Below are 2,526 nucleotides of genomic sequence, written 5' to 3'. Positions count from 1 at the left end.
GAGTGGTACGTGTTGATTATTTCCTGGAAGAAGGAACTGGTAAATTTTATTTTATCGAAATCAATACCATTCCCGGGCAAACAGCAACCAGTTTTATCCCACAACAGGTAGCGGCAATGGGTATTACACTGAAAGAGTTTTACACCCGTTTAATGAAAGAAACATTAGGGTAGTCTTCGTGAACTTTGTCATTCTGAATGCAATGAAGAATCTTTAAGATATTAGCATGCTTTTATGATCTATTGGCTTTGTTAGCGAGGTAATTTAGGTTAGGTGTTTCATTGGCTAGGGATTCTTCACTTCGTTCAGAATGACAAGTGACATATAATTATATCGAAAATAATCTTTAAGATCTTTTATAGACCTACTTAAGTACTTATTGGCCTAAATTATGATGAACTTCCAGAAACTGATTGATAAAGGTTTAAAACTCAAAAGCTATCCAAAAGATTCGGTTGTTTACGAGCCCGGTATGCAGCCGCGCTACGTGTATTTTATCAAATCAGGTGAGGTAAGAATGGTTACCGTTAGCGATGAAGGAAAGGAATTTATTCAAGGGGTTTTTAAAACAGGGCAATATTTTGGCGAACCTGCATTATTGATCGACAGGCCTTATTTAGCTTTTACCATCACCAATAAAGATTCGCACATTATTGCTGTAAATAAAGAAGATTTCTTTGATTTGATCAAAAACGAACCCGATTTTAGCATGCACCTGATCCGGACGCTAAGTCACCGCCTTTTTTATAAATCGATGATGCTGGAAGAACTGGCAAGCGAAAAAGCAGAGCATCGGTTGTTAACGATTATCAATTACCTTCTCGACGATATTGCTGTGGGTGAAAATTTAAAGGTAACGCGACAAGAATTAGCCGATATGACTGGTTTAAGGGTAGAAACAGTGATTCGTGGCACTAAAATACTAGCCGAAAGAGGCCTGATCAAAACCATTAAAGGGAAAATAGTAAAGGTTTAGCATTTTATTTGGAACCAATAAACAAATGACCAGTGAACAAATGACTAATGAACTAACAAACCATCCCTCAAACATGACGTAGATCATAAATTAGTTTTTAATTTTAGCCTTACCTTTGTGGTATCAAATTAGAAGATTATGGCTGAGTTATCTAAATTTCAAGCATTTTTACAGTGTAAATGCCCGCGCTGCCGCAAAGGAGATATCTTTACCGGAAGTGCTTATTCTTTCAGATTACAAAAAACAAATATTACCTGTCCGCATTGCAATTTAAAATTTGAACGTGAACCTGGATTTTTCTACGTAGCGATGTTTGTAAGTTATGCCATGAATGTTGCAGAAATTATTACCATTGGAGTAGCATCGTATGTTTTAGGCTTGCCTTTAATTTATGAAAACCTGTGGTATTATGTAAGTTTAATCTTAACGGGTGTTTTATTGTTATCTCCAATTAATTACCGCTATTCGAGAGTTATTTTGCTTCATTACCTTACACCAGGATTGCACTATGTTCCCGGAAGTGGGGATTAGTGCTAAAAAACTAATCCAAAAAGGTCTTCCAGCGGGTAGAGGTCTAAAAAGCAAGCGGTAAAATTAAAGAAAAAGTGAATAAAAACACCATACCACAATGTTTTAGTTCTAATTCTGAGCCAACCAAGAAATAAAGCAAAAGGCAGCAACCAGAATACCGAAATCAGGCTGAAATGAATGATGAAAAATAAAATAGAGGAAATATAAATAGCTTCTTTTTCGTCAACCACACTTAATAACTTCTGCATTAAATAGCCTCTGTAAGCCAATTCTTCGAATATAGCAGGGTAGAGGGCAATAGAAGCAAACATTAACCAGGTACCATATTTATGAAATGCGAATATGGAATAATACTCCATTTCCTTTTTAAAAACAAGTTCGTTTAAATGGTCAACCACAAATGTGACCATAATGGAAGCCAAAATAGTAGCAGTTATTAAGCCCGTTAATTTCCATATAGAAAAACCTGGCCATTTTAGTATATTTTTATTTTCCGACCAGCTATTAAAAAAGAACAAAGTGGCAGCGATACCCATTATACCATCGATACAAAAAAACGTAGTTAAAGAATGTTCTTCTATGAGCAATGAAGTTGCACAGCACAATATCTCTATCATAAAGAACAGGCCGATTTGTTGTATGTTTGGCCACTTCTTACTGTGAATTACAACTTCCTTATAATTTTGGGCGCTACCGCAATGGCTACAGAATTTATGGCCTACAGGAACTTCATTTTAGCAATGATCACATAAATTATCCGAAATTTGCAGCTCCTCCAAGTTAATCGATATTAAGCTCTTTTTTTATTTTATCAGCTTCAAGAACTGCCCGAATACCTTTAATTAGATAAATGATGATCGCAACTTTAAAAATAATGCCCTTAAAAATACTAGTTGGGTCGGCAATAAGGTTTAAGATTTGAATGATTACATAAGTGATAGGCCTGAAACCATGGCCGTAATAGGTTTGGTTTTGCCTAAAACACCAAAAGCCACAAATGCTCCTACAAGGATTACATT

The 2,526-nt window shown here is 35.6% G+C and carries 3 protein-coding genes and 1 pseudogene; 3 read left to right on the top strand and 1 reads right to left on the bottom strand.

Annotated elements, in window-relative coordinates; genetic code table 11:
* From AC1DPQ_RS24465 to AC1DPQ_RS24455, 3 genes and pseudogenes are all read left to right on the top strand, one after another.
* Positions 1–173: pseudogene (locus AC1DPQ_RS24465) on the top strand (D-alanine--D-alanine ligase); the annotation flags it as partial.
* Between the two features lie 218 nt (positions 174–391).
* Positions 392–976: a Crp/Fnr family transcriptional regulator gene (locus tag AC1DPQ_RS24460; protein ID WP_477583558.1), complete on the top strand. Its 585-nt coding sequence runs from the start codon at positions 392–394 to the stop codon at positions 974–976.
* A 138-nt stretch (positions 977–1,114) separates the two neighbouring features.
* Positions 1,115–1,507, top strand: a complete 393-nt coding sequence (locus AC1DPQ_RS24455) for a DUF983 domain-containing protein (protein WP_215127369.1) — start codon at positions 1,115–1,117, stop codon at positions 1,505–1,507.
* 2 nt (positions 1,508–1,509) lie between these two features.
* On the opposite strand, the gene AC1DPQ_RS24450 is transcribed toward AC1DPQ_RS24455, so the two are convergent.
* Positions 1,510–2,124: a lysostaphin resistance A-like protein gene (locus AC1DPQ_RS24450; protein ID WP_477583556.1), complete on the bottom strand. Its 615-nt coding sequence runs from the start codon at positions 2,122–2,124 to the stop codon at positions 1,510–1,512.
* Positions 2,125–2,526 lie beyond the last annotated feature (402 nt).

It is taken from the genome of Pedobacter sp. 01T416_2 (assembly GCF_056398925.1).
Note: the sequence above shows the minus strand (reverse complement) of the source record. Positions and strands in the feature narration are given on the sequence as shown.

Bases quoted from the DNA above. Each gene is read 5' to 3' on its own strand.
- AC1DPQ_RS24460 (WP_477583558.1), top strand. From the start codon at position 392: ATGATGAACTTCCAGAAACTGATTGATAAAGGTTTAAAACTCAAAAGC.
- AC1DPQ_RS24455 (WP_215127369.1), top strand. From the start codon at position 1,115: ATGGCTGAGTTATCTAAATTTCAAGCATTTTTACAGTGTAAATGCCCG.
- AC1DPQ_RS24450 (WP_477583556.1), bottom strand. From the start codon at position 2,124: ATGATAGAGATATTGTGCTGTGCAACTTCATTGCTCATAGAAGAACAT.